The sequence below is a fragment of the Kitasatospora sp. NEAU-69 genome, from assembly GCF_057158765.1.
Map to the genome: position 1 here is coordinate 31,305 of NZ_JBWXUE010000021.1, position 19,570 is coordinate 50,874.

At 72.2% G+C, this 19,570-nt stretch carries 18 protein-coding genes; 12 read left to right on the plus strand and 6 right to left on the minus strand.

Going from position 1 to position 19,570, the window contains the following annotated elements; translation table 11 throughout:
- Positions 1-154: 154 nt before the first annotated feature.
- From AC060L_RS23355 to AC060L_RS23385, 7 genes are all read left to right on the plus strand, one after another.
- A complete protein-coding gene (locus AC060L_RS23355; RefSeq protein WP_483800946.1) occupies positions 155-1,375 on the plus strand; it encodes an amidohydrolase in 1,221 nt (406 codons plus the stop codon).
- Positions 1,376-1,718: 343 nt separating this feature from the next.
- Positions 1,719-2,780 carry a BMP family lipoprotein gene (locus AC060L_RS23360; protein WP_483800826.1) on the plus strand — a complete coding sequence of 354 codons (1,062 nt, stop codon included), beginning with the start codon at positions 1,719-1,721 and terminating at the stop codon, positions 2,778-2,780.
- A 388-nt stretch (positions 2,781-3,168) separates the two neighbouring features.
- A complete protein-coding gene (locus tag AC060L_RS23365) occupies positions 3,169-4,752 on the plus strand; it encodes an ABC transporter ATP-binding protein (protein ID WP_483800947.1) in 1,584 nt (527 codons plus the stop codon).
- A gap of 5 nt (positions 4,753-4,757) precedes the next feature.
- Positions 4,758-5,918, plus strand: coding sequence for an ABC transporter permease (locus AC060L_RS23370; protein WP_483800827.1), 1,161 nt, complete (start codon positions 4,758-4,760; stop codon positions 5,916-5,918).
- Positions 5,915-7,186, plus strand: a complete 1,272-nt coding sequence (locus tag AC060L_RS23375; protein WP_483800828.1) for an ABC transporter permease — start codon at positions 5,915-5,917, stop codon at positions 7,184-7,186. Before AC060L_RS23370 ends, AC060L_RS23375 begins: the two co-directional genes overlap by 4 nt.
- A complete protein-coding gene (locus AC060L_RS23380) occupies positions 7,183-7,590 on the plus strand; it encodes a cytidine deaminase (RefSeq protein WP_483800829.1) in 408 nt (135 codons plus the stop codon). Before AC060L_RS23375 ends, AC060L_RS23380 begins: the two co-directional genes overlap by 4 nt.
- Before the next feature lie 152 nt (positions 7,591-7,742).
- Positions 7,743-9,020, plus strand: a complete 1,278-nt coding sequence (locus AC060L_RS23385; RefSeq protein ID WP_483800830.1) for a thymidine phosphorylase — start codon at positions 7,743-7,745, stop codon at positions 9,018-9,020.
- 49 nt (positions 9,021-9,069) lie between these two features.
- Here AC060L_RS23385 and AC060L_RS23390 read toward each other — a convergent pair whose 3' ends face one another.
- Positions 9,070-9,876, minus strand: a complete 807-nt coding sequence (locus tag AC060L_RS23390; RefSeq protein WP_483800831.1) for an alpha/beta fold hydrolase — start codon at positions 9,874-9,876, stop codon at positions 9,070-9,072.
- 341 nt (positions 9,877-10,217) lie between these two features.
- On the opposite strand from AC060L_RS23390, the gene AC060L_RS23395 reads away from it, so the two are divergent.
- Entirely contained in the window at positions 10,218-10,799 is a 582-nt protein-coding gene (locus AC060L_RS23395) for a PadR family transcriptional regulator (protein ID WP_483800832.1), read from the plus strand.
- A complete protein-coding gene (locus AC060L_RS23400; RefSeq protein ID WP_483800833.1) occupies positions 10,786-12,222 on the plus strand; it encodes an alpha/beta hydrolase in 1,437 nt (478 codons plus the stop codon). The genes AC060L_RS23395 and AC060L_RS23400 overlap by 14 nt, the downstream gene beginning before the upstream one ends.
- Here AC060L_RS23400 and AC060L_RS23405 read toward each other — a convergent pair.
- Positions 12,207-13,475: an MFS transporter gene (locus AC060L_RS23405; RefSeq protein ID WP_483800834.1), complete on the minus strand. Its 1,269-nt coding sequence runs from the start codon at positions 13,473-13,475 to the stop codon at positions 12,207-12,209. The two genes, AC060L_RS23400 and AC060L_RS23405, sit on opposite strands and share 16 nt — an antisense overlap.
- Positions 13,476-13,512: 37 nt before the next feature.
- Here AC060L_RS23405 and AC060L_RS23410 point away from each other — a divergent pair, with 37 nt between their 5' ends.
- Positions 13,513-14,490, plus strand: coding sequence for a LysR family transcriptional regulator (locus AC060L_RS23410; protein WP_483800835.1), 978 nt, complete (start codon positions 13,513-13,515; stop codon positions 14,488-14,490).
- Between the two features lie 6 nt (positions 14,491-14,496).
- Here AC060L_RS23410 and AC060L_RS23415 read toward each other — a convergent pair whose 3' ends face one another.
- Both AC060L_RS23415 and AC060L_RS23420 read right to left on the minus strand, forming a co-directional pair.
- A complete protein-coding gene (locus tag AC060L_RS23415) occupies positions 14,497-15,360 on the minus strand; it encodes an RNA polymerase sigma factor (RefSeq protein ID WP_483800836.1) in 864 nt (287 codons plus the stop codon).
- 20 nt (positions 15,361-15,380) lie between these two features.
- Positions 15,381-16,307: a haloalkane dehalogenase gene (locus AC060L_RS23420; RefSeq protein WP_483800837.1), complete on the minus strand. Its 927-nt coding sequence runs from the start codon at positions 16,305-16,307 to the stop codon at positions 15,381-15,383.
- Between the two features lie 118 nt (positions 16,308-16,425).
- On the opposite strand from AC060L_RS23420, the gene AC060L_RS23425 reads away from it, so the two are divergent.
- Positions 16,426-17,577, plus strand: coding sequence for an adenosine deaminase (locus AC060L_RS23425; RefSeq protein WP_483800838.1), 1,152 nt, complete (start codon positions 16,426-16,428; stop codon positions 17,575-17,577).
- Between the two features lie 228 nt (positions 17,578-17,805).
- The gene (locus AC060L_RS23430) at positions 17,806-18,204 is read left to right on the plus strand and encodes a hypothetical protein (protein WP_483800839.1); all 399 of its coding nucleotides are present in this window, start codon (positions 17,806-17,808) and stop codon (positions 18,202-18,204) included.
- Positions 18,205-18,342: 138 nt separating this feature from the next.
- Here the strand turns inward: AC060L_RS23430 and AC060L_RS23435 are convergent, their stop codons facing one another.
- Positions 18,343-18,525, minus strand: coding sequence for a PspC domain-containing protein (locus AC060L_RS23435; protein WP_483800840.1), 183 nt, complete (start codon positions 18,523-18,525; stop codon positions 18,343-18,345).
- A gap of 211 nt (positions 18,526-18,736) precedes the next feature.
- Positions 18,737-19,540 carry a VanZ family protein gene (locus AC060L_RS23440; protein WP_483800841.1) on the minus strand — a complete coding sequence of 268 codons (804 nt, stop codon included), beginning with the start codon at positions 19,538-19,540 and terminating at the stop codon, positions 18,737-18,739.
- Between the last annotated feature and the right edge of the window lie 30 nt (positions 19,541-19,570).

Below are 19,570 nucleotides of genomic sequence, written 5' to 3' on the forward strand. Positions count from 1 at the left end.
GCCCAAGCCGGGGCCGAAGCCCGGGCCGAAGCCCGGGCCGCGTCCGGGGGCGAAGGCGGCCGTGCGCCGCCCCGCCGACCCGTCGCCGCAGGCCACGCAGGCACAGCAGCCCCAGGCGCAGCAGCCGAAGCCGCTGTCGTCGCAGTCGCAGTCGCTGCAGGCGCAGTCGCTGCAGGCGCAGCCGCTCCGCGCGCGCGTGCGCGCGTATCAAGCGGAGCTGATCGCGGTCCGCCGCGACCTGCACCGGCACCCCGAGCTGGGCCGCCAGGAGTTCCGCACCACCGGCCTGCTGGTGGACCGGCTGCGCAAGGCCGGCCTGTCGCCGCGCGTGCTGCCCGGCGGCACCGGGCTGATCGTCGACCTGGTCCCGCCCGGGACGCCCTCCGGCACCCCGATGCTGGCCTTCCGCGCCGACATCGACGCGCTGCCGATCCAGGACGCCAAGACCGAGGCTCCCTACCGCTCCACGGTGCCCGGCCAGGCGCACGCCTGCGGCCACGACGTGCACACCTCGATCGTGCTCGGCACCGCGCTGGTGCTGGCCGACGCGCTTCGCGAGGGCCGACTGACCCGCCCGGTGCGGCTGATCTTCCAGCCCGCCGAGGAGATGATGCCGGGCGGCGCGCTGGACGTGATCGCGGCCGACGCGATGGCCGGTGTCGGCCGGATCTTCGCGGTGCACTGCGACCCGAAGGTGCTGGTCGGGCGGGTCGGCCTGCGCACCGGCGCGATCACCTCGGCCTGCGACGCGATGCTGCTGAGCCTGTCGGGGCCGGGCGGCCACACCGCCCGTCCGCACCTGACCACGGACCTGGTCACGGCGATCGGCCGGCTCGCCGCCGACCTGCCCGGCGCACTGGCCCGCCGGATGGACCCGCGCTGGGGCGTCAGCCTGGTCTGGGGCCGGATCGCCGCCGGCTCCGCCCCGAACGTGATCCCGCAGCACGCCGAGCTGGAGGGCACCGTCCGCTGCCTGGAGCTGGACGGCTGGCGCGAGGCGCCGGACGCGCTGCACGAGCTCATCACGAAGATGGCCGAAATTCATCGGGCGAAGTGGTCGCTGGACTACCGCCGGGGCGTCCCGCCGGTGGTCAACGAGGCCCAGTCGATCGCGCAGCTGGAGACCGCGATGATGCGGCAGTTCGGTGCGGAAGGTGACGTAGTCGTGGAGGAGACGGAGCAGAGCCTGGGAGGAGAGGACTTTTCCTGGTATCTGGAGCACGCGCCGGGGGCGCTCGCCCGGCTCGGCGTGCGCGCTCCGCACGAGACCGCGGCCCGCGACCTGCACCAGGGCCGCTTCGACGTGGACGAGCGGGCGATCGCGATCGGTGTCGAGCTCTTCTGTTCGCTCGCGCTGGAACACGCCCGGATCTGAGCGGGCGGATCGGGCGTTCGGAGCGGGCTGACAGCAAGGGTGACAGCAGGGGTGACAGCAGGGGTGACAGCAGGGGTGACGGCGGGGGTGACGGCGGGGGTGACGAGGTGTGGGGGCGGGCGCCGGCCGTAGTGATCACTATGGGAGGCTGACCTTCAGGGAGGGTGGCGCGCAGGCGTGTGATACTGGGGAACTCGTACCCAAATGTCTGGTTTGGCTGGTTCGAGTGCCACGGTTTGATAACAACCCGAATGTCCCGGCAGCTTGTAATACAACCGTGTTCTACGCGCGTTACGGTGGCGTCCGACCACGCCAAACGGGTGTGTGAGAAGGAGATATTCCCTTGCGCCGTTCAGTAAAGCTCGCCGCGGTTGTGCTCACGGGTTCCCTGGGCATGGCCTCGCTCGCCGCTTGCGGCGCAAAGAGCACCGACACCACCTCCGCTGGCGCGTCCGGTGGCTCCGGCCTCAAGGTCGGTATGGCCTACGACGTCGGCGGCCGTGGCGACCAGGGCTTCAACGACTCGGCTGCGGCCGGTCTCGACAAGGCGAAGGCCGACTTCGGCATCTCCGCCACCGAGGCCGAGGCCAAGACCGGTGAGGCCGACTCGGACAAGCAGACCCGTCTGGAGACCCTGGTCTCGGCCGGCTACAACCCGATCATCGCGGTCGGCTTCGTGTACCAGGCGACCGTCGAGAAGGTCGCCAAGGAGCACCCGAACGTCAAGTTCGCGATCATCGACTCCGACTCCTCGACCCAGCCGAGCAACGTCACCTCGCTGGAGTTCACCGAGCAGCAGAGCTCCTACCTGGCCGGCATCGCCGCCGCCAGCAAGACCAAGACCAACCAGGTCGGCTTCATCGGTGGTGTCCAGTCCGAGCTGATCAAGAAGTTCGAGGCCGGCTACCGCGCCGGTGTCGCTTCGGTCAACAAGGACATCAAGGTCGACGTGACCTACCTGACCACCCCGCCGGACTTCAGCGGCTTCAACGACCCGGGCAAGGGCAAGTCGGCCGCGCAGGGCCAGCTCGACCAGGGTGCGGATGTCATCTACGCCGCGGCCGGCGCCTCCGGCACCGGTGCCATCCAGGCCATCGCCGCCAAGGGTGCCTGGGCGATCGGTGTCGACACCGACCAGGCCAAGCAGAGCAGCCTGGCGCAGTACAAGGACCACATCCTCACCTCGGCGCTGAAGAACGTGAACACCGCCGTGTACAACTACATCCAGAGCGTCAAGAACGGTGCCCCGCTGACCGGCGTGCAGCGCTTCGACCTGAAGTCGGGCGGTGTCGGCCTGGCCACCACCGGCGGCTTCATCGACGACCTGCAGGCCAAGCTCGCCGCGGCCACGCAGCAGATCACCTCGGGCGCCACCGTGATCCCGACCGCTCCGCCGGCCGGCTGATCCAGTCCGCTCGTAACCAGCTCACAGCTGGGCAGTACGTCTGAGCAGGGGAGGGGCCCGGTGGGTCGCGCGCGAGCGCATCCCGCCGGGCCCCTTCCTTCCCTCTCCCGGGCCGTGTGACGACGAACCACCGCCCACCCCCCCGATCTTGCGGCGCCCCACCGCGCCGTTCGCAGTACTCCGGCCTCCCCAGCGCACTGTCGCGCCTGCTCACCCCCAGGAGATCGCCATCACCGCTTCCGAAACCTCCCTCAGCAAGGGGGGTAACCCCACCGCGGGGACGGCGACCGTGGCCGTCGAACTGCGCGGCATCACCAAGCGCTTTCCCGGCGTCGTCGCCAACCACGACATCAACCTCACCGTCCGCACCGGCACCGTCCACGCCCTGATGGGTGAGAACGGCGCCGGCAAGTCGACGCTGATGAAGATCCTGTACGGCATGCAGCGCCCGGACGAGGGGACCATCGCCGTCAACGGCGAGCTGGTCGAGCTCGCCACCCCCGGCGACGCCATCGCGCGCGGCATCGGCATGGTCCACCAGCACTTCATGCTGGCCGACAACCTCACCGTGCTGGAGAACGTCGTCCTCGGCGGCGAGAAGCTCCATGGCATCGGCGCGAAGGCCAAGGCGAAGATCCAGGAGATCTCCGACCAGTACGGCCTGAACGTGCGCCCCGACGTGCTGGTCGAGGACCTCGGCGTGGCCGACCGTCAGCGGGTCGAGATCCTCAAGGTGCTGTACCGCGGCGCCCGGATCCTGATCCTCGACGAGCCGACCGCCGTGCTCGTCCCGCAGGAGGTCGACGCGCTCTTCGACAACCTGCGCGAGCTCAAGGCCGAGGGCGTCACGGTCATCTTCATCTCGCACAAGCTGCACGAGGTGCTCTCGGTGGCCGACGCGATCAGCGTGATCCGCCGCGGCACCACGGTCGGCGACGCCGACCCGAAGCAGGTCACCGCCCGTCAGCTCGCCGAGCTGATGGTCGGCAGCGAGCTGCCCTCGCCGGAGAGCCGCGAGTCCACCGTCACCGACGTGGAGATGCTCAAGCTCGACGGCCTGCGGATCGCCAAGGCGGACGCCGAGGGCATCGAGCGCGTGGTGCTCGACGACGTCTCGCTGACCATCCGCAAGGGCGAGATCCTGGGCCTGGCGGGCGTCGAGGGCAACGGCCAGGCCGAGCTCGTCGAGGCCATCATGGGCATGCTCCCGCTGGACGCCGGCGCCGTGGTGCTGGACGGCAAGGACCTCACCGCCCAGCAGACCCGCGAGCGCCGCGAGTCCGGCATCGGCTACATCCCCGAGGACCGGCACCGCCACGGCCTGCTGCTGGAGGCCCCGCTCTGGGAGAACCGGATCCTGGGCCACGTCACCGAGTCGCCCAACTCCAAGGGCTTCCGCCTCGACCCGGCCGCGGCCAAGCGCGACACCCAGCGCATCGTCGAGCAGTACGACGTCCGTACCCCTGGCATCGACGTCACGGCGGCCTCGCTCTCCGGCGGCAACCAGCAGAAGCTGATCGTCGGCCGCGAGATGAGCCACGCCCCGAAGCTGCTGATCGCCGCCCACCCGACCCGCGGTGTGGACGTCGGCGCGCAGGCGCAGATCTGGGAGCACATCCGGGTCGCCCAGCGCGAGGGCCTGGCGGTGCTGCTGATCTCGGCCGACCTGGACGAGCTGATCGGCCTCTCCGACACCATCAAGGTGATCTACCGCGGCCGCCTGGTCGCCGACGCCGACCCGGCCACCGTCACCTCCGAGGACCTCGGTACCGCGATGACCGGTGCCAGCTCCGGCCACATCGAGTCGGACGAGAGCGCCCTGGCCGCGGCCGCGGTGCTCGCCGCCGAGGAGCTCGGCCGCAGCGACGCCCCGGGCGGCGAGGCGGTCACCACCGCCGACGCGACCTCGGACAGCCTGTCCGACGACGCCACCACCGACACCGCTGCCGATGACGCGCAGGCGGGGGAGTGACCCACATGAGCACGACCGAAACCGCCCAGCGCGGATTCCTCGCGCGGATCGACCGCGAGAAGCTGATCCTGGCCATCGCGGCCCCCGTCCTGGCCGTCGTGATCGCCGTCGCGATCTGCTCGCTGCTGCTGGCGGTCGCCGGCTACGACCCGTTCCAGGCCTTCCACATCATGTGGAACTACGGCACGGCCTCGGACGGCCAGGTGGCGATCCTCAACAAGGCGACCACTTACTACATCGCCGCAGTGGCGGTGGCCTTCGGCTTCCGGATGAACCTGTTCAACATCGGCGCGGGCGGCCAGTACCAGCTCGCGGCGCTGTTCGCCGCGTACATCGGCGGCGCGGTCAACCTGCCTTCGGTCATCGAGATCCCGCTGCTGCTGATCGTGGCCATGCTGGTCGGTGCCGTCTGGGCCTCGATCGCGGGTGTCCTCAAGATCACCCGCGGGGTCAGCGAGGTCATCTCGACCATCATGCTGAACGCGATCGCGACCGCCGTGATCGGCGTGCTGCTGGTGCCGGGCATCTTCGCGCCGGGCAACGGCGGCGGCGTCAGCAACAGCATCCAGACCAAGACGATGGCCGCCTCGAGCAACTTCTTCACGCTGAACAGCGCGGGTGGCACGCTCTACGGCTTCATCTTCATCGCGATCCTGGTCGGCGTCGGCTTCCAGCTGATGCTCACCCGCACCCGCTTCGGCTTCGACCTGCGCGCCACCGGCCGCTCGGAGTCGGCCGCCGCCGCGAGCGGTGTCAACGTCAAGCGCATGGTGCTGACCAGCATCTGCGTCTCCGGTGCGCTGGCCGGTCTGGCCGCGATGCCCGACCTGCTGACCTACTCGCACTACTTCGGCCAGAACTTCGGCCAGACGGTCGGCTTCACCGGCATCTCGATCGCGCTGCTCGGCCGCAACACCCCGCTGGGCGTGGCCTTCGCGGCGCTGCTCTGGGCGTTCCTGGACGCGACCTCGCCGCAGCTGTCGGTCTTCAACTTCCCGCCGGAGATCATCCAGGTCATGCAGGGCACGATCGTGATCTGCGTGGTCATCGCCTACGAGCTGGTGCGCCGCTTCGGCCTCAAGCGCCAGCAGCAGAAGGTCGGCGCCCAGCTCGCAGCTGCTGCCGCCGCGGCCGCTGCGTCCGAGAAGAAGGAGGTGGCGGCATGAGCACCGCGACCGCATCCCGTCCCAAGCCGGCCGCCAAGGCGCCGGGCAAGGGCGCTCCCAAGCTCTCCCTCCCGGTGATCCTGCTGCTGGTCGCGGGCGCGATCCTGCTCTTCGCGGTGGTCGGCGCCTGGACCGGCAACCACCAGCTGACCTCCTCGGGTCAGATCACCGCCGCGCTCGGCGCCGCGGTGCCGATCGGCATGGCCGGTCTGGGCGGTCTGTGGTCCGAGCGGGCCGGCGTGGTCAACATCGGCCTCGAAGGCATGATGGTGGCCGGCACCTTCGCCGGCGCCTGGACCGGCTACCTGGTCAACCCGTGGGTCGGCCTGCTGGCCGGTATCGCGGCCGGCGCCCTCGGCGGCCTGCTGCACGCGGTGATCACGGTCGGCTTCGGCGTCGACCACATCGTCTCCGGTGTCGGTATCAACCTGCTGATCCCGGGCATCTGCCTGTACATCAACAAGATCTACTTCCCGGCCTACCGCAGCGCGGGTGCCGGTGCCGGTCAGTCCCCGCAGACCCCGGGCCTGCCGAGCATCACCATCCCGGGCCTGTCGCCGTGGCTGGACCACATCGAGAAGCACCACTGGTTCTTCATCTCGGACATCGCCGGTGTGATCGGTGGCCTGATCACCAACCTCTCGGTCGTCACGCTGCTGGCCGCGGTGCTGCTGGTGGTCAGCTACTTCGTGCTCTGGCGCACCACCTTCGGTCTGCGGCTGCGCTCCTGCGGTGAGAACCCGACCGCGGCGGAGACGCTGGGCGTCAACGTCTACAAGTACAAGTACATCGCGGTCATCGCCTCCGGCGGCTTCGCCGGCCTGGGCGGCGCCTACCTGTCGATGGTCGCCGCCAGCGTCTACCGCGACGGTCAGACCGGCGGCCGCGGCTACATCGGCCTCGCCGCGATGATCTTCGGCAACTGGCTGCCGGGCGGCCTGGCCACCGGTGCGGGCCTGTTCGGCTTCACCGACAGCCTCCAGCTGCGCGACCCGGACTCGGTGCACGTGCTGCTGCTGGCGATCGCGCTGATGCTCGGCATCCTCGCGCTCTGGCAGGGCTACCGGCGCAAGTTCGTCCCCGCGGCGATCACCGCGGCGGCGGCCGTCGGCCTGGGCGTCTGGTACGCGACCACCAAGACCGTGCAGCCTCCGCTGATCGTGGCCACGCCGTACGTGATCACCCTGGTCGTGCTCGCGCTCTCCGCGCAGCGCCTGCGCCCGCCGAAGGCGGACGGCCAGATCTACCGCAAGGGCCAGGGCAAGTGACGGGCTCTCCGGTGGCCTCGGTGGAGGTGGACTGGGAGGCGCTGCGCGCAGCGGCCCGGGACGCGATGGCGCACGCGTACGCCCCGTACAGCAAGTACCCGGTCGGTGCGGCCGCGCTGGTCGATGACGGCCGGGTGGTCACCGGCTGCAACGTGGAGAACGCCTCGTACGGGCTCGCCCTCTGCGCCGAGTGCGGCCTGGTCTCCGCGCTGCACGCGAGCGGCGGCGGCCGGCTGGTCGCCTTCGCCTGCGTGGACGGCGCCGGCGAGCCGCTGATGCCGTGCGGCCGTTGCCGCCAGCTGCTCTACGAGCACGGCGGCCCGGACCTGCTGGTGGACCTGCCCTCGGGCATCAAGCCGATGACCGAGGTGCTGCCGGACGCCTTCGGGCCGGAACGGCTGTAACACGGGCATTTGGTACTGGCGGGACGCGTGTTGACGCGCGTAGAGTGGCGCAGGGGCGGCCGAGCAGTGGCCGCCCCTGCGCCGTTCCGTTTTCCGGCCGCCCCGATTGCCGTTTTCCGCTTCCGTTCCTGCCTGTTCTGTTGGAGAACCTCATGGACGTCATCTCCGTCATCACCGCAAAGCGCGACCGCCGTGAACTGACCGACGCTCAGATCGACTGGGTGATCGACGCCTACACCCGCGGCGAGGTGGCCGACGAGCAGATGTCCGCGCTGGCGATGGCGATCCTGCTGAACGGCATGAACCTGCGCGAGATCAGCCGCTGGACCGACGCCATGATCCGCTCCGGCGTCCGGATGGACTTCGCCGCGCTCGGCATGCCGACCTCCGACAAGCACTCCACCGGCGGCGTCGGCGACAAGATCACCCTGCCGCTGGCCCCGCTGGTCGCCGCGTGCGGCGCCGCCGTCCCGCAGCTCTCCGGCCGCGGCCTGGGCCACACGGGCGGCACGCTGGACAAGCTGGAGTCGATCCCCGGCTGGCGCGCGCTGCTCTCCAACGACGAGATGATGGACGTGCTGCGCTCCAGCGGCGCCGTCATCTGCGCGGCCGGCGACGGCCTGGCCCCCGCCGACAAGAAGCTCTACGCGCTGCGCGACGTCACCGGCACGGTCGAGGCGATCCCGCTGATCGCCTCCTCGATCATGTCCAAGAAGATCGCCGAGGGCACCGGCGCGCTCGTGCTGGACGTCAAGGTCGGCTCCGGCGCCTTCATGAAGAACCTGGCCGACGCCCAGGAGCTCGCCCGCACCATGGTCGGCCTCGGCCGCGGCGCCGGTGTCAACACCGTCGCGCTGCTCACCGACATGTCCACCCCGCTCGGCCTGACCGCCGGCAACGCCCTCGAGGTCCGCGAGTCGGTGGAGGTGCTGGCCGGTGGCGGCCCGGCCGACGTCGTCGAGCTGACCATCGCACTGGCCCGCGAGATGCTCGCCGCGGCCGGCGTCCAGGGCAAGGACCCGGCCGACGCGCTGCGCGACGGCTCCGCCATGGACCACTGGCGCCGCCTGATCAGCGCCCAGGGCGGCGACGTGGACGCCCCCCTCCCGGTCGCCCGCGAGCAGCACGTGATCAACGCCCCCGCCTCGGGCGTCCTCACCGCCCTCGACGCCTACGCGGTGGGCGTCTGCGCCTGGCGCCTGGGCGCCGGCCGCGCCCGCAAGGAGGACCCGGTGCAGGCCGGCGCCGGCGTCGAGATGCACGCCAAGCCGGGCGACACCGTCACCGCGGGCCAGCCGCTGCTGACCCTGCACACCGACACCCCGGAGCGCTTCGACTACGCGATCGAGGCGCTGGCGGGCGGCATCGACGTCTCGCCGGCGGGCACCGAGTACACCCGCACGCCGCTGATCCTGGACCGGATCGCGTGAGCTGACGGGCCGTAGGCAGTAGACAGCGGCGTGCCCCGCCGGTCGCGGCTCATCGGGCTGTGCGGTCGGGGGTGGTGCTGAGTTCGCGGACCGCGTGGGCGACGGTGGTGGAGTCGTTGCGCAGGATCTTGGAGTGGTTGCTGGGCACCTTCCGGCTGACCTGGATGCTCGGGTTGTCGGCGATCATGGTGGTGAGGTCGGTGCGGAGCTTCTCGATGACCTGCTCGCTGGCGCCGAGGTTGCCGCCGGTGCCGAGGATGTAGCGGGTCGGGGTGCTGATGCGCTCGAGCACCGGGGCGAGGGCGGCGGGTGCGCAGAGGTCGATGAGTTCGAGGTTGATCTCGGCGTGCTGGGTGGCGCTCATCCGGGCGGCCAGGCCGAGCGGGCGGGCGATGGGGAAGATCGGGCTGAGGTTGCGGAACAGCTTGCGGACCTGGGCGCGGGTGGCGTCGTCGAGCGGGTCGGTGGGCAGGGCGCCGTCCACGGAGACGACGCCGGCGACGCGCTCGGGGTGGCGGGCGGCCCAGTGCACGGCGATCATCGCGCCGTAGGACCAGCCCACCAGGATCGGGCGCTCGACGCCGCGGGCGGTGAGGACGGCGTCGAGGTCGCGGACGCAGGCCTCGAAGGAGTAGTCGGTGGCGCGCTTCGACTTGCCGCGGGCGCGCTCGTCGTAGGTGATGTGCCGGTAGTCGCCGCCGAGCTCGGCGGTGACGCGCTGCCAGTTCTTCTGTGAGGCGTAGGAGCCGTTGAGGTAGACCACGGTGGGGCCGGCGCCGCCGGTGTCGGTCACGGCCAGCTCGGTGTCATCGATCGAGACGGTGCCGGTCCAGGCGGGGGCTGCGAAGTTCTGCATCGTGCTCTCCTTGTGCGGTGCTCGTTTCTGACATCGCAAACGCTACGTTGCGTTCATGGCTCTGGCAACAGGCTATTCGCGCAGAATCTGTACTAGTGCAGGTGGTAGCGGTGTAATCGTTGCAATGACCTCGCGCCCAATGCAATGGCGAGCGCCCTCTTTGTTGCATTGACTTGCAGGCGAACGCTACTGGAGCGCTCGGGTGGATGCACGGTGCGACGTCGCTTGCACGGATCGTGAGAATCCGAGGATCGTGCTCGCCTCCACGGCGGTTGGGGAGTAGCTTTGTGTGCATGGGTGTATCTGGCAGATATAGCGATAGCGATGGCGACGGCTCCGAGGTGGAGCTGCCGCAGCTGACGCCGACCGGCTGGACGGTGCTCGGGTTCCTGGCGGGGCTGCCGCGCAACGGGTACCAGCTGCGGCAGGCGGTGCAGCGCTCGGTCGGGCACTTCTGGGGGGTGAGCTTCGGGCAGCTCTATCCGCAGTTGAAGGTGCTGGAGGAGGCCGGGCTGATCGCGCCGAGCGAGACCGGGGCGCCGGAGGCCGAGCAGGGGCGGCAGACGGTGTGGCGGCTGACCGAGCGCGGGGCGACCGCGCTGGCCGGGTGGGTGCGTGAGCCCGCGCAGCCCGTACAGCGGCGGGACGAGGGGATGGTCAAGCTGCTGTTCGGCGATCACGCCGGTACCGGCGCCATGCTGCGGTTGATCGACCAGCGGCGGGCCGAGGCGCGGCAGCGGCTGGAGCAGGCCGAGGCGACGATCCCCGGCGCGAACTGGCCGGAGGGCACCCGGCCGCCGGCCGAGCAGGCGCCGGCCGCCTGGCTGGTCCGGGCGCACTCGCTGCGGATGGCGCAGGCGGAGCTGGCGTGGTGCGACGAGGCCGAGGCGATGCTGAAGGGGGCCGGGGATGAACCGAGTTGATGGTGTCGGCGCCGGGCGGCCGCGTGAAGTGACCGTCGTGCGGGTGCTGTTGCTGCTCACCGGCTTCGGCGGGCTGGTCAACGGGCTGCTGGAGCAGAACCCGACGTATGCGACCGCCACCCGGGTCTTCGGCTACCTGCTGATGGCGTTCGGCCTCGCCTGCTGGTGGCTGACCGTGCGGCTGCGTCGGCCCCGGCCCCGGTTGTTCGGCGAAGTGCTGGCGCTGCTCGGGTTGTTGGTGGCGATCCGGATCTACCAGATCGTCCACACCGGCAGCGCAGCTCCGGCGACCGGCCTGGTGCTGCCGGTGCTGGTGTACTGGCGGCTGCGCCGTCCGGCCGTCCGGGAGTGGCTGGCGGGGAGTGGCGTCCAGAGCTCCGCAGCGCGTTCAGGTGGTGGCGTGCGGCGGGCGGTCGCCGGGCTGGGGGCGGTCGGGATCACGGCCGGGGCGCTGGTGGCGGTGACCGGCGCGGGGGCGGCCGTCGCGGCGCTGCCGTGCTCGTTCCCGCCGGCGGCCGCCCCCGGGCTGAACCAGGACCAGAGCGGTCCCGACGACCCGACCGCCCGGCCGAGCGGGCAGCTCACCGCGACCGACGGCGTCCCGCTCGCGTACTACGCGTACCTCCCCGCGCACCCGCGCGCGACGCTGGTCTTCTACCACGGCTCCGGCGCCAACAGCGCGGCCGGCTACCTGCCGATGGGCCGCGAACTCGCCGACCAGTACGGGATCGCGACGTACCTGGTGGACATCCGGGGCCACGGCGCCTCGGGCGGCCCGCGCGGCGACGCGCCGACGCCGGAGCAGGTCTGGCAGGACACCCGGACGGCCGTGGACTACGTGCACCGGCAGTACCCGGCGCTGCCCACCTTCGTCGGCGGCCACTCGGCGGGTGCGGGGCTGGTGCTCAACAGCCTCGGGCTGATCGACCCGCAGGTGGCCGGCTACGTGCTGCTCTCGCCCGACTTCGGCCTCCAGGCGGACACGACGGACCAGAGCGGCGCGTCGAACTTCGCGACCGTCTGCAAGCGCCCGTTCATCGTCAACGCGGTCAGCAACCACGTGCTGGACGGGCACGCCCAGGCGCTCGGCTTCGCCTACACCGCCGACCAGATCCGCTCCGCGCACCTGGTCGCCCGGTACACCGTCAACATGGCGTTGGCCCAGAACCCGGGCAGCAGCGCCGCCGTGCTGAAGGGCCTGACCAAGCCGCTTGGCGTCTGGATCGGCGCCCAGGACGAGGTCTTCGACCCGGCGAAGACCCTCGCGTACGCGGCCAGGGCGGGCGGCGCCGCGCACGACACGTTCCGGATCGTGCCGAAGGACGACCACCTGGGGATCCTGAACGACGCCGCGTCGTACGTCGGACCGTGGATCACGCAGCAGGCGGGGGCGGGCCAGGGGGCAGGTCAGGGAGCGCCGTAGGCCACGCTTCGGCCCCGGATCGCCTGCCGGGTCGCGTACAGCGTCACGCCTGCCGCCAGGGCCATCGCGGCCAGGCCGACGGTGGCCGAGCCGGGCCAGCCGACCGAGTGGTAGGCGTCGGCGCCGAGGGTGCCGCCGAGGCTGTTGCCGAGGTAGTAGGCCATCAGGTAGAGCGCGCTGGCCTGGGCGCGGCCGTGGGTGGCGGTGCGGCCGACGGCGGCGGAGGCGGTGGCGTGGCCGGCGAAGAAGCCGGCGGTGATCAGCACCAGGCCGAGCAGCGCGCAGATCAGCGAGCCGGCGAGTGAGACCAGCAGCCCGGCCGTGGTCAGCCCGATCGCGAGGTAGAGCGTGCCGCGGCGGCCGAGCCGGGCGGTGACGCGGCCGGCGAAGGCGGAGGAGGCGGTGCCGACCAGGTAGACGACGAAGATCGAGGCGGCGATCGACTGCGGCAGGTGGAACGGCGCGGCGATCAGGCGGAAGCCGACCGTGTTGTAGACGGCGCCGAAGACCGCCATGAAGAGCATGCCGAGCGCGTAGAGCCGCAGCAGCAGCGGGTTGTGCAGATGGGCCGAGACGGTGCGGGAGAGCGCGCGGGCGTCCACCGGAGCGCGCCGGAAGTGCCGGGCGCGCGGGATCAGCAGGCGGAACGCGAGGACCGAGAGCAGCGCGAGCAGGGCGGAGGCGGTGAGTCCCCAGCGCCAGCCCCAGGCGGCGCCGGTCCAGCCGGCCACCAGGCGGCCACCCATCCCGCCGATGCTGTTGCCCGCCACGTACAGCCCCATCGCCGAGCCGAGCGCGCTCGGGTGGACCTCCTCGGCGAGGTAGGCCATCGCGGTCGCGGGCAGGCCGGCGAGCGCGATGCCCTGGACGGCGCGCAGCGCGACCAGCGTGCCGAGCCCGGGGGCGAACGGCAGGGCGAGCGCGATCAGCGAGGCGGTCAGCACCGAGGCGGTCATCACGGCGGTGCGGCCGAACCGGTCGGAGAGCGCGCTGGCCGGCAGCAGGCCCAGCGCCAGGCCGAGGGTGGCGGCAGAGGCGGTCCAACTGGCCTGCCCCGGCGTCAGATCGAGGTCGGCGGAGAGCTGCGGGAGCAGGCCCTGGGTCGCGTAGAGCAGGACGAACGTGGCGATGCCGGCCGCGAAGAGCGCGAGGTTGGAGCGCCGGAAGTCGCGCTGCCCGGGGCGGAGTCGGAGGTCGGGGGAGGTGGAGGAGGCGGCGGAGGAGAGGGCGGGAAGGGCTGGGACGGGCGGCATGACTTCGACGGTAGACCTCGCCTTTTCCATGCGTCCAATGCATGAATGGGAGATAATCCATACCGTGGTGCATGAGGAGGGATCCCCGCGGGTCGCCCAGCTCGGACCGGACGCCGCCGTCGCGCTGCTGGCGCCCCGGCTGGCCCAGTTCGCCGCCGTCGCCCGGCTGGAACACGTCACCCGGGCCGCCGAGTTGCTCGCGATGCCGCAGCCGACGCTGTCGCGGGCGGTGGCCCGGCTGGAACAGGAGCTCGGCGTCGAGCTGCTGGCCCGCCAGGGGCGGACGGTGCGGCTCACCCGGGCCGGGCGGCTGCTGCTCCAGTCGGTGGAGCGGGCGCTGGCCGAGCTGGAGCGCGGCGCGGACGCGGCGCGGGCCGAGGTGGACCCGGCGTTCGGCCGGGTCGCGTTCGGGTTCCTGCACACCATGGGGACGGACGCGGTGCCCGCGCTGCTGCGCGGGTTCCGGGCCGGCCACCCGCGGGTCCGCTTCCAGCTCGTGCAGGACTACGTCGCGGCGATGCTGGTGCGGCTGCACGCCGGTGAGCTGGACCTCTGCCTGGTCTCGCCGATCCCGGACGATCCGGAGCTGACGACCCGTCCGCTGGACGAGCAGGTGCTGTACCTCGCGGTGCCGGCCGACCACCGGCTCGCCGGCCGCAGGAGGATCCGGCTCGCCGAGGCGGCCGAGGAGCCGTTCGTCGCCGTCGAGCCCGGCTACGGGCTGCGCGCGATCACCGACGACTTCTGCGCGCAGGCCGGGTTCACGCCGCGGATCGCCTTCGAGGGCGAGGAGGCCGAGACCCTGCGCGGGCTGGTCGCCGCCGGGCTCGGGGTGGCGCTGCTGCCGCCCGGCCTGGTGCCGCGCCCGGGCGTGGTGGACCTCGCCGTGACCGCCCCGCGCACCCGGCGCGCGATCGGGCTGGCCTGGGTGACGGGCCGCCCACTGACGCCACCGGCGGCCGCGTTCCGGGACTTCGTGCTGTCGCGGCGCGGGCGGCTGCTGGACCACGACTGAGGGGCCCTAGGACCTGTCCTGGTCGAGCTGTTCGACCAGCGGGAACCGGCCCGAGCCGAGCAGCGCCAGCACCGCGCCCGTCCGGGCCTCGGGTGCGGCGTAGTCCGGGTGCGCGCGCAGCACGGCGGCCGCGTGGTGCAGGTGGCGCAGCTGGGACGCGGCGGCGGCCACGTCGCGCCCGCCCGCGACGACCGGGTGCCGGGCGAGGGCCGGGCGGCGCGGGTCGATCCGGCCGGACTCGACCGCCTTGCCGACCCGGCGGGCGCACCGGCAGGCGGCCTGCGGGTTGACGATTCCGCAGGCCGAGCCCATGAACGCGCGGATCCGCCGGCGGGCCCGCTCCAGCCGCTTGCGGTACGCGGCGGGCGTGGTGTCGAGGATCCAGGCGGCCTCGGCGCCCGCGAGTTCGAAGATCTCGCCGATCACGTAGGCCACCCGTTCCTCCCGTTCCAGGCACTGCAGCACGGCCTGCGAGCAGCTGAGCCGGACCTCCTCGGCGAGCAGCCGTGCCTCGGGCCCCTCGTACTCCTCGGCCGCCAGGCCGGCCAGCAGGTTCTCGCCGAACACGTCGAACGTCAGACCGGCCGACTCCTGGGGAGACTTGCGGCGCAGGTCGAGCAGGTAGTTGACGCCGACCCGGTAGGCCCAGGTGAGCAGCCGGGCCTCGGCGCGCCAGGTGGCGAGCCGGGTGATCACCCGGATCAGGATCTCCTGGGTGGCGTCCTCGGCGTCGGCGGGGCGGGCGGTCATCCGCAGCGACAGGCGGTAGAGCGGGTCCTGGAGCAGGTGGACCACCTGCTCCAGCGCCGCCTTGTCGCCGTCGACCGCCCGTGCGACGAGCTCGGTCTCGCTGTCAGTGGGTTCGGTCACGGCTACCGACTCTGGCACGATCAGGCCGCCTCGGTGGTCATTTTGCCGCGCCGCAGCCAGCGGGCGACCGCCGAGCCGATCGCCTCCGGCTGGTCCTCCGGCGCGTGGTGGCCGGCGGGTCCGATCGACTCGACCTCCAGGCCCGGGAAAGCCTGCTGCGCCCAGGCGGCCGTCTCGGCCGAGCCCATGCCGACGCCGTCCTCGACGGTCATCAGCAGCTTGGGCACCTCGGGGGTGTCCGCGAGCCAGCGGCCGTAGCGGAGCATCCGCTCGTGCACGTCGGCGGGCGAGCCGTCGAACGGGATCTCGTTCGGCCAGGCCAGCAGCGGGCGCCGGTCGGCCGGGTCGAGGAACGGCGCGCGGTAGACGTCGTGGTCGGCGGGCGCGAGGCCGGTGCGGACGCCGAACGGCAGGTTGAACTCGATGAACGTGTTCTCTGCCAGCAGCTTCGCCGCGCCCTCGGGGGTGCGGTACGAGCGGAACAACTCCGCGCCCTGCGGCGGCATTTCGGACCAGCTCAGCGGCCGCAGGAAGGTCTCGACCAGCGCGACGCCGCGCACCCGCCCCGGGTGCCGGGCCGCCCAGTCCAGCCCGAGCGCGCCGCCCCAGTCCTGGCCGACGATCACCAGCTCGGGCAGGTCGAGCGCCTCGAACCAGGCGTCCAGGTAGCGGGCGTGGTCGGCGAACCGGTAGGCGCTGTCCGGCTTTCCGGAGGCGCCCATCCCGATCAGGTCGGGCGCCAGGCAGCGGGCACCGGGCGAGACGAGCGGGATCACGTTGCGCCACAGGTGCGAGGAGGTGGGGTTGCCGTGCAGGAAGACCACGGGGACGCCGGCGGCGCCGCCCGTGACGTCGGCCGTGACGTCGGCCGTGGCGTCGCCCGTGACGTCGGCCTGCCGGACGTCCTGGTAGGCGATGAACGAGTCGAGTGCGGTGATCGTCTTCATGCTGGGTTGGACGCACCCGCCGGTGCCGTTGTGACCGCTTCGGCGAAGAAATTTCGACGGGGAAGCGGGGCCGGGGTGGCGAGTAGGAATCTACGCGCGTAGGCCTTACACTCCCGCAATGGAGAAGCAGATCCCCGTCCCCGCGGGCACCACGGCCCCGCGTATCCCCACCGCCGACCAGATCCGCCGCGCGCCCAAGGTGCTGCTGCACGATCACCTCGATGGCGGCCTGCGCCCCGAGACGATCGTCGAGCTCGCCGCCGCCTGCGGCTACGAGGGCCTCCCCAGCACCGACCCGGCCAAGCTCGGCATCTGGTTCCGCGAGGCGGCCGACTCCGGTTCGCTGGTCCGCTACCTGGAGACCTTCGCGCACACCTGCGCGGTCATGCAGACCCGCGAGGCGCTGATCAAGGTCGCCGCCGACTGCGCCGAGGACCTGGCGGCCGACGGCGTCGTCTACGCCGAGGTCCGCTACGCCCCGGAGCAGCACCTGGAGGCCGGCCTGTCGCTCGACGAGGTCGTCGAGGCCGTCAACGAGGGCTTCCGCCAGGGCGAGGCCACCGCGCGCGCGAACGGCCACCGGATCAAGGTCGGCACGCTGCTCACCGCGATGCGGCACGCCGCCCGCTCGCAGGAGATCGCCGAGCTCGCCAACCGCTACCGCGACGCCGGCGTGGTCGGCTTCGACATCGCGGGCGCCGAGGCGGGCCACCCGCCGACCCGCCACCAGGGCGCCTTCGACTACCTCAAGGGCGAGAACAACCACTTCACGATCCACGCCGGCGAGGCCTTCGGCCTGCCCTCGATCTGGGAGGCGCTGCAGTGCTGCGGCGCCGACCGGCTCGGCCACGGCGTGCGGATCATCGACGACATCACGGTCAACGAGGACGGCACCGTCGAGCTCGGCCGGCTCGCCGCGTACGTGCGCGACAAGCGGATCCCGCTGGAGATGTGCCCGACCTCCAACCTGCAGACGGCGGCGGCGGCTTCGTACGCCGAGCACCCGATCGGGCTGCTCAGCCGGCTGAAGTTCCGGGTCACCGTGAACACCGACAACCGGCTCATGGGCGGCACCACCATGAGCCAGGAGTTCGGCCACCTGATCGAGGCCTTTGGTTACGGGCTGGACGACATGCAGTGGTTCACCGTCAACGCGATGAAGTCGTCGTTCCTGCCGTTCGACGAGCGGCTCGCGATGATCAACGAGGTGATCAAGCCCGGTTACGCCGAGCTCAAGGCGGAGTGGCTCTTCGCGGCCAACGCGTCCTGAGTCGTCGGGCCGCGGTGGTGTCGAACTGGCGTCAGTCTTCGTTGACACATCGTCAAGTCTGACTGTCTGACGAGTAATTCGAGTGAGTTAAGCGCCTTTGGTCCTGGTCCGGGTCACTGTCTACGGTGTGCCAGTCACTGCTGACACGGACCAGGATCAGCGGCGTACGCCTGGGCGACTGCCCGGCGCGGCCGCACTCCGGTCCGACGAGGACACGAGGACGCACTCATGAAGCAGGCCACTCTCAAGATTGCCGGCACGGCGGCGCTCGGCGTCGCCCTCGCGGCGGTCGCGGGCTCCGCCTCTGCGGCGACGGGCGGGCTCGTCCCGAGCACCGGCGGGCTGACCGACACCGGCAACCTGACCAGCTCGCTGGGCAAGAGCTCGCCGGTCAGCGGCCCGGTCTCGCAGGCCACCGGCGTGCTCAACCCGAACGCCGCGCAGCAGGCTCCGGCTGCTGCCCCGGCCGCCGCTCCGGCTGCGGTCGAGGCGCCCGCCGCGGAGGCCACCCGTGGCCTGCCGGCTCCGGTCGGCGCGCTCCAGGGCGCGGTCTCCAAGGCGCCGCTGGGCGGCGCAGTGGGCAGCCTGGCTCCGGTCAACGCGGGCCTGCCGGGCCTCGGCGGCTGAGCACGGCCGCGGCGCGGTTGCGCGGTTGCGCGCAAAAGGGCCGTCCCTCCGGTGAGCAGCACCGGAGGGACGGCCCTTTTGCGTGGGCGAGGTGGGCGGCGTCGGGGTGGGTTCCCGGGCAGCGGGCGGCGGGCGGGGTCACGGCTCCTGGGGGAGCAGCAGCCACAGGCCCAGGTAGATCAGGAACTGCGGGCCGGGCAGCAGGCAGGAGGCCAGGAAGATCAACCGGACCGTCCACGGCGTCAGGCCGAAGCGCTCGGCGATCCCGGCGCAGACGCCGGCGATGACGCGGTTGTGGCGGGGGCGGGCGAGCGTGCGCATGACGGTCTCCGAGCGTTGGGTCGTGATCAGGACGGTGTCGGTGGGCCTGCTCGGCGGTTCCGGGCGGCTTGTGACTCCATCCTCCGGCCGGCGCGGGGTTCTGACGTCAGCCCGTACGGCGATCTGCGGACCGGAGCTTTTACCGGGCTGGGGGACCGCGTTCTCGGGGTTCGCCTCAGGGTTCGGCCCTGAGGAGAGGGGGCGCGGGGGCTCAGCCGCGGCCGGGCTTGACCAGGGAGAGCGGGCGCGGCTTCGGGGCGACCGGGTGCGGTGTGGTGACGGTGCGGTCCGGAGCGGGGTGCGAGGCGGCAGCGGTGACCAGGGCAGCCGGGGCGGCTGGAGTGACTCGGGTGGCCGGAGTGGCCGGCGAGGGCTGGGCCGGGGGGCTTGCGGGCGGTTCGGTGGCCGCCGGTCGGTCGGTCGGCGCCGGGCTCAGCCGGCGGCGGAGCGCACGGCACCCGGCCGGGACGGCGGCCACGTGCGCCAGCGCGGCACCGACCACCGCGAGCAGCACGTCGTCCACGTTCAGGATGTGCCCGCCGAGCCAGGTCTCGGTGAACTCCACCGCGGTGGCGATCACCGCCGCACCGCCGGTGGTCTGCAGGAAGCAGGGCAGCCAGGCCCGGTGCAGTCGCCCGCCGGCCAGCGGCAGCAGGATCCCCAGCGGCGCGCCGGCCAGCACGGTGCTCGCGAGGGCGCGCAGTCCGGCGGCGCCGCCGGTCGCCAGGTCGCGGTGGACGGTCGCGAACGGCGTCAGATTGGTGTCGTACGCCCAGGTCGCGGTCGGTGTCGGGCGCAGCGCGAGCCAGCCGGCGAGCAGGAAGTACAGCATCAGCAGGGTCAGTCCGAGCCCGCGCAGCCGGACCGATACCTCGTCCGTCGGGGGTGGGCCGGTCGCTTCCGGCGTGTCGGCCGCGGCCGACACGCCGTCCGGGGGGCCCGCCGTGGGGCTCCGGTGCTCGTCGGTTCGCGTACTGCCCAGCGAGTCGTGCGCGCTGGTGGCATCTCCCTGCACGCCCCCAAGGACGCGCTCGGCACGGTCGAC

Bases quoted from the DNA above. Each gene is read 5' to 3' on its own strand.
- AC060L_RS23365 (WP_483800947.1), top strand. From the start codon at position 3,169: ATGGGTGAGAACGGCGCCGGCAAGTCGACGCTGATGAAGATCCTGTAC.
- AC060L_RS23370 (WP_483800827.1), top strand. From the start codon at position 4,758: ATGAGCACGACCGAAACCGCCCAGCGCGGATTCCTCGCGCGGATCGAC.
- AC060L_RS23375 (WP_483800828.1), top strand. From the start codon at position 5,915: ATGAGCACCGCGACCGCATCCCGTCCCAAGCCGGCCGCCAAGGCGCCG.
- AC060L_RS23385 (WP_483800830.1), top strand. From the start codon at position 7,743: ATGGACGTCATCTCCGTCATCACCGCAAAGCGCGACCGCCGTGAACTG.
- AC060L_RS23390 (WP_483800831.1), bottom strand. From the start codon at position 9,876: ATGCAGAACTTCGCAGCCCCCGCCTGGACCGGCACCGTCTCGATCGAT.
- AC060L_RS23400 (WP_483800833.1), top strand. From the start codon at position 10,786: ATGAACCGAGTTGATGGTGTCGGCGCCGGGCGGCCGCGTGAAGTGACC.
- AC060L_RS23405 (WP_483800834.1), bottom strand. From the start codon at position 13,475: ATGCCGCCCGTCCCAGCCCTTCCCGCCCTCTCCTCCGCCGCCTCCTCC.
- AC060L_RS23410 (WP_483800835.1), top strand. From the start codon at position 13,513: ATGCATGAATGGGAGATAATCCATACCGTGGTGCATGAGGAGGGATCC.
- AC060L_RS23420 (WP_483800837.1), bottom strand. From the start codon at position 16,307: ATGAAGACGATCACCGCACTCGACTCGTTCATCGCCTACCAGGACGTC.
- AC060L_RS23425 (WP_483800838.1), top strand. From the start codon at position 16,426: ATGGAGAAGCAGATCCCCGTCCCCGCGGGCACCACGGCCCCGCGTATC.
- AC060L_RS23430 (WP_483800839.1), top strand. From the start codon at position 17,806: ATGAAGCAGGCCACTCTCAAGATTGCCGGCACGGCGGCGCTCGGCGTC.
- AC060L_RS23435 (WP_483800840.1), bottom strand. From the start codon at position 18,525: ATGCGCACGCTCGCCCGCCCCCGCCACAACCGCGTCATCGCCGGCGTC.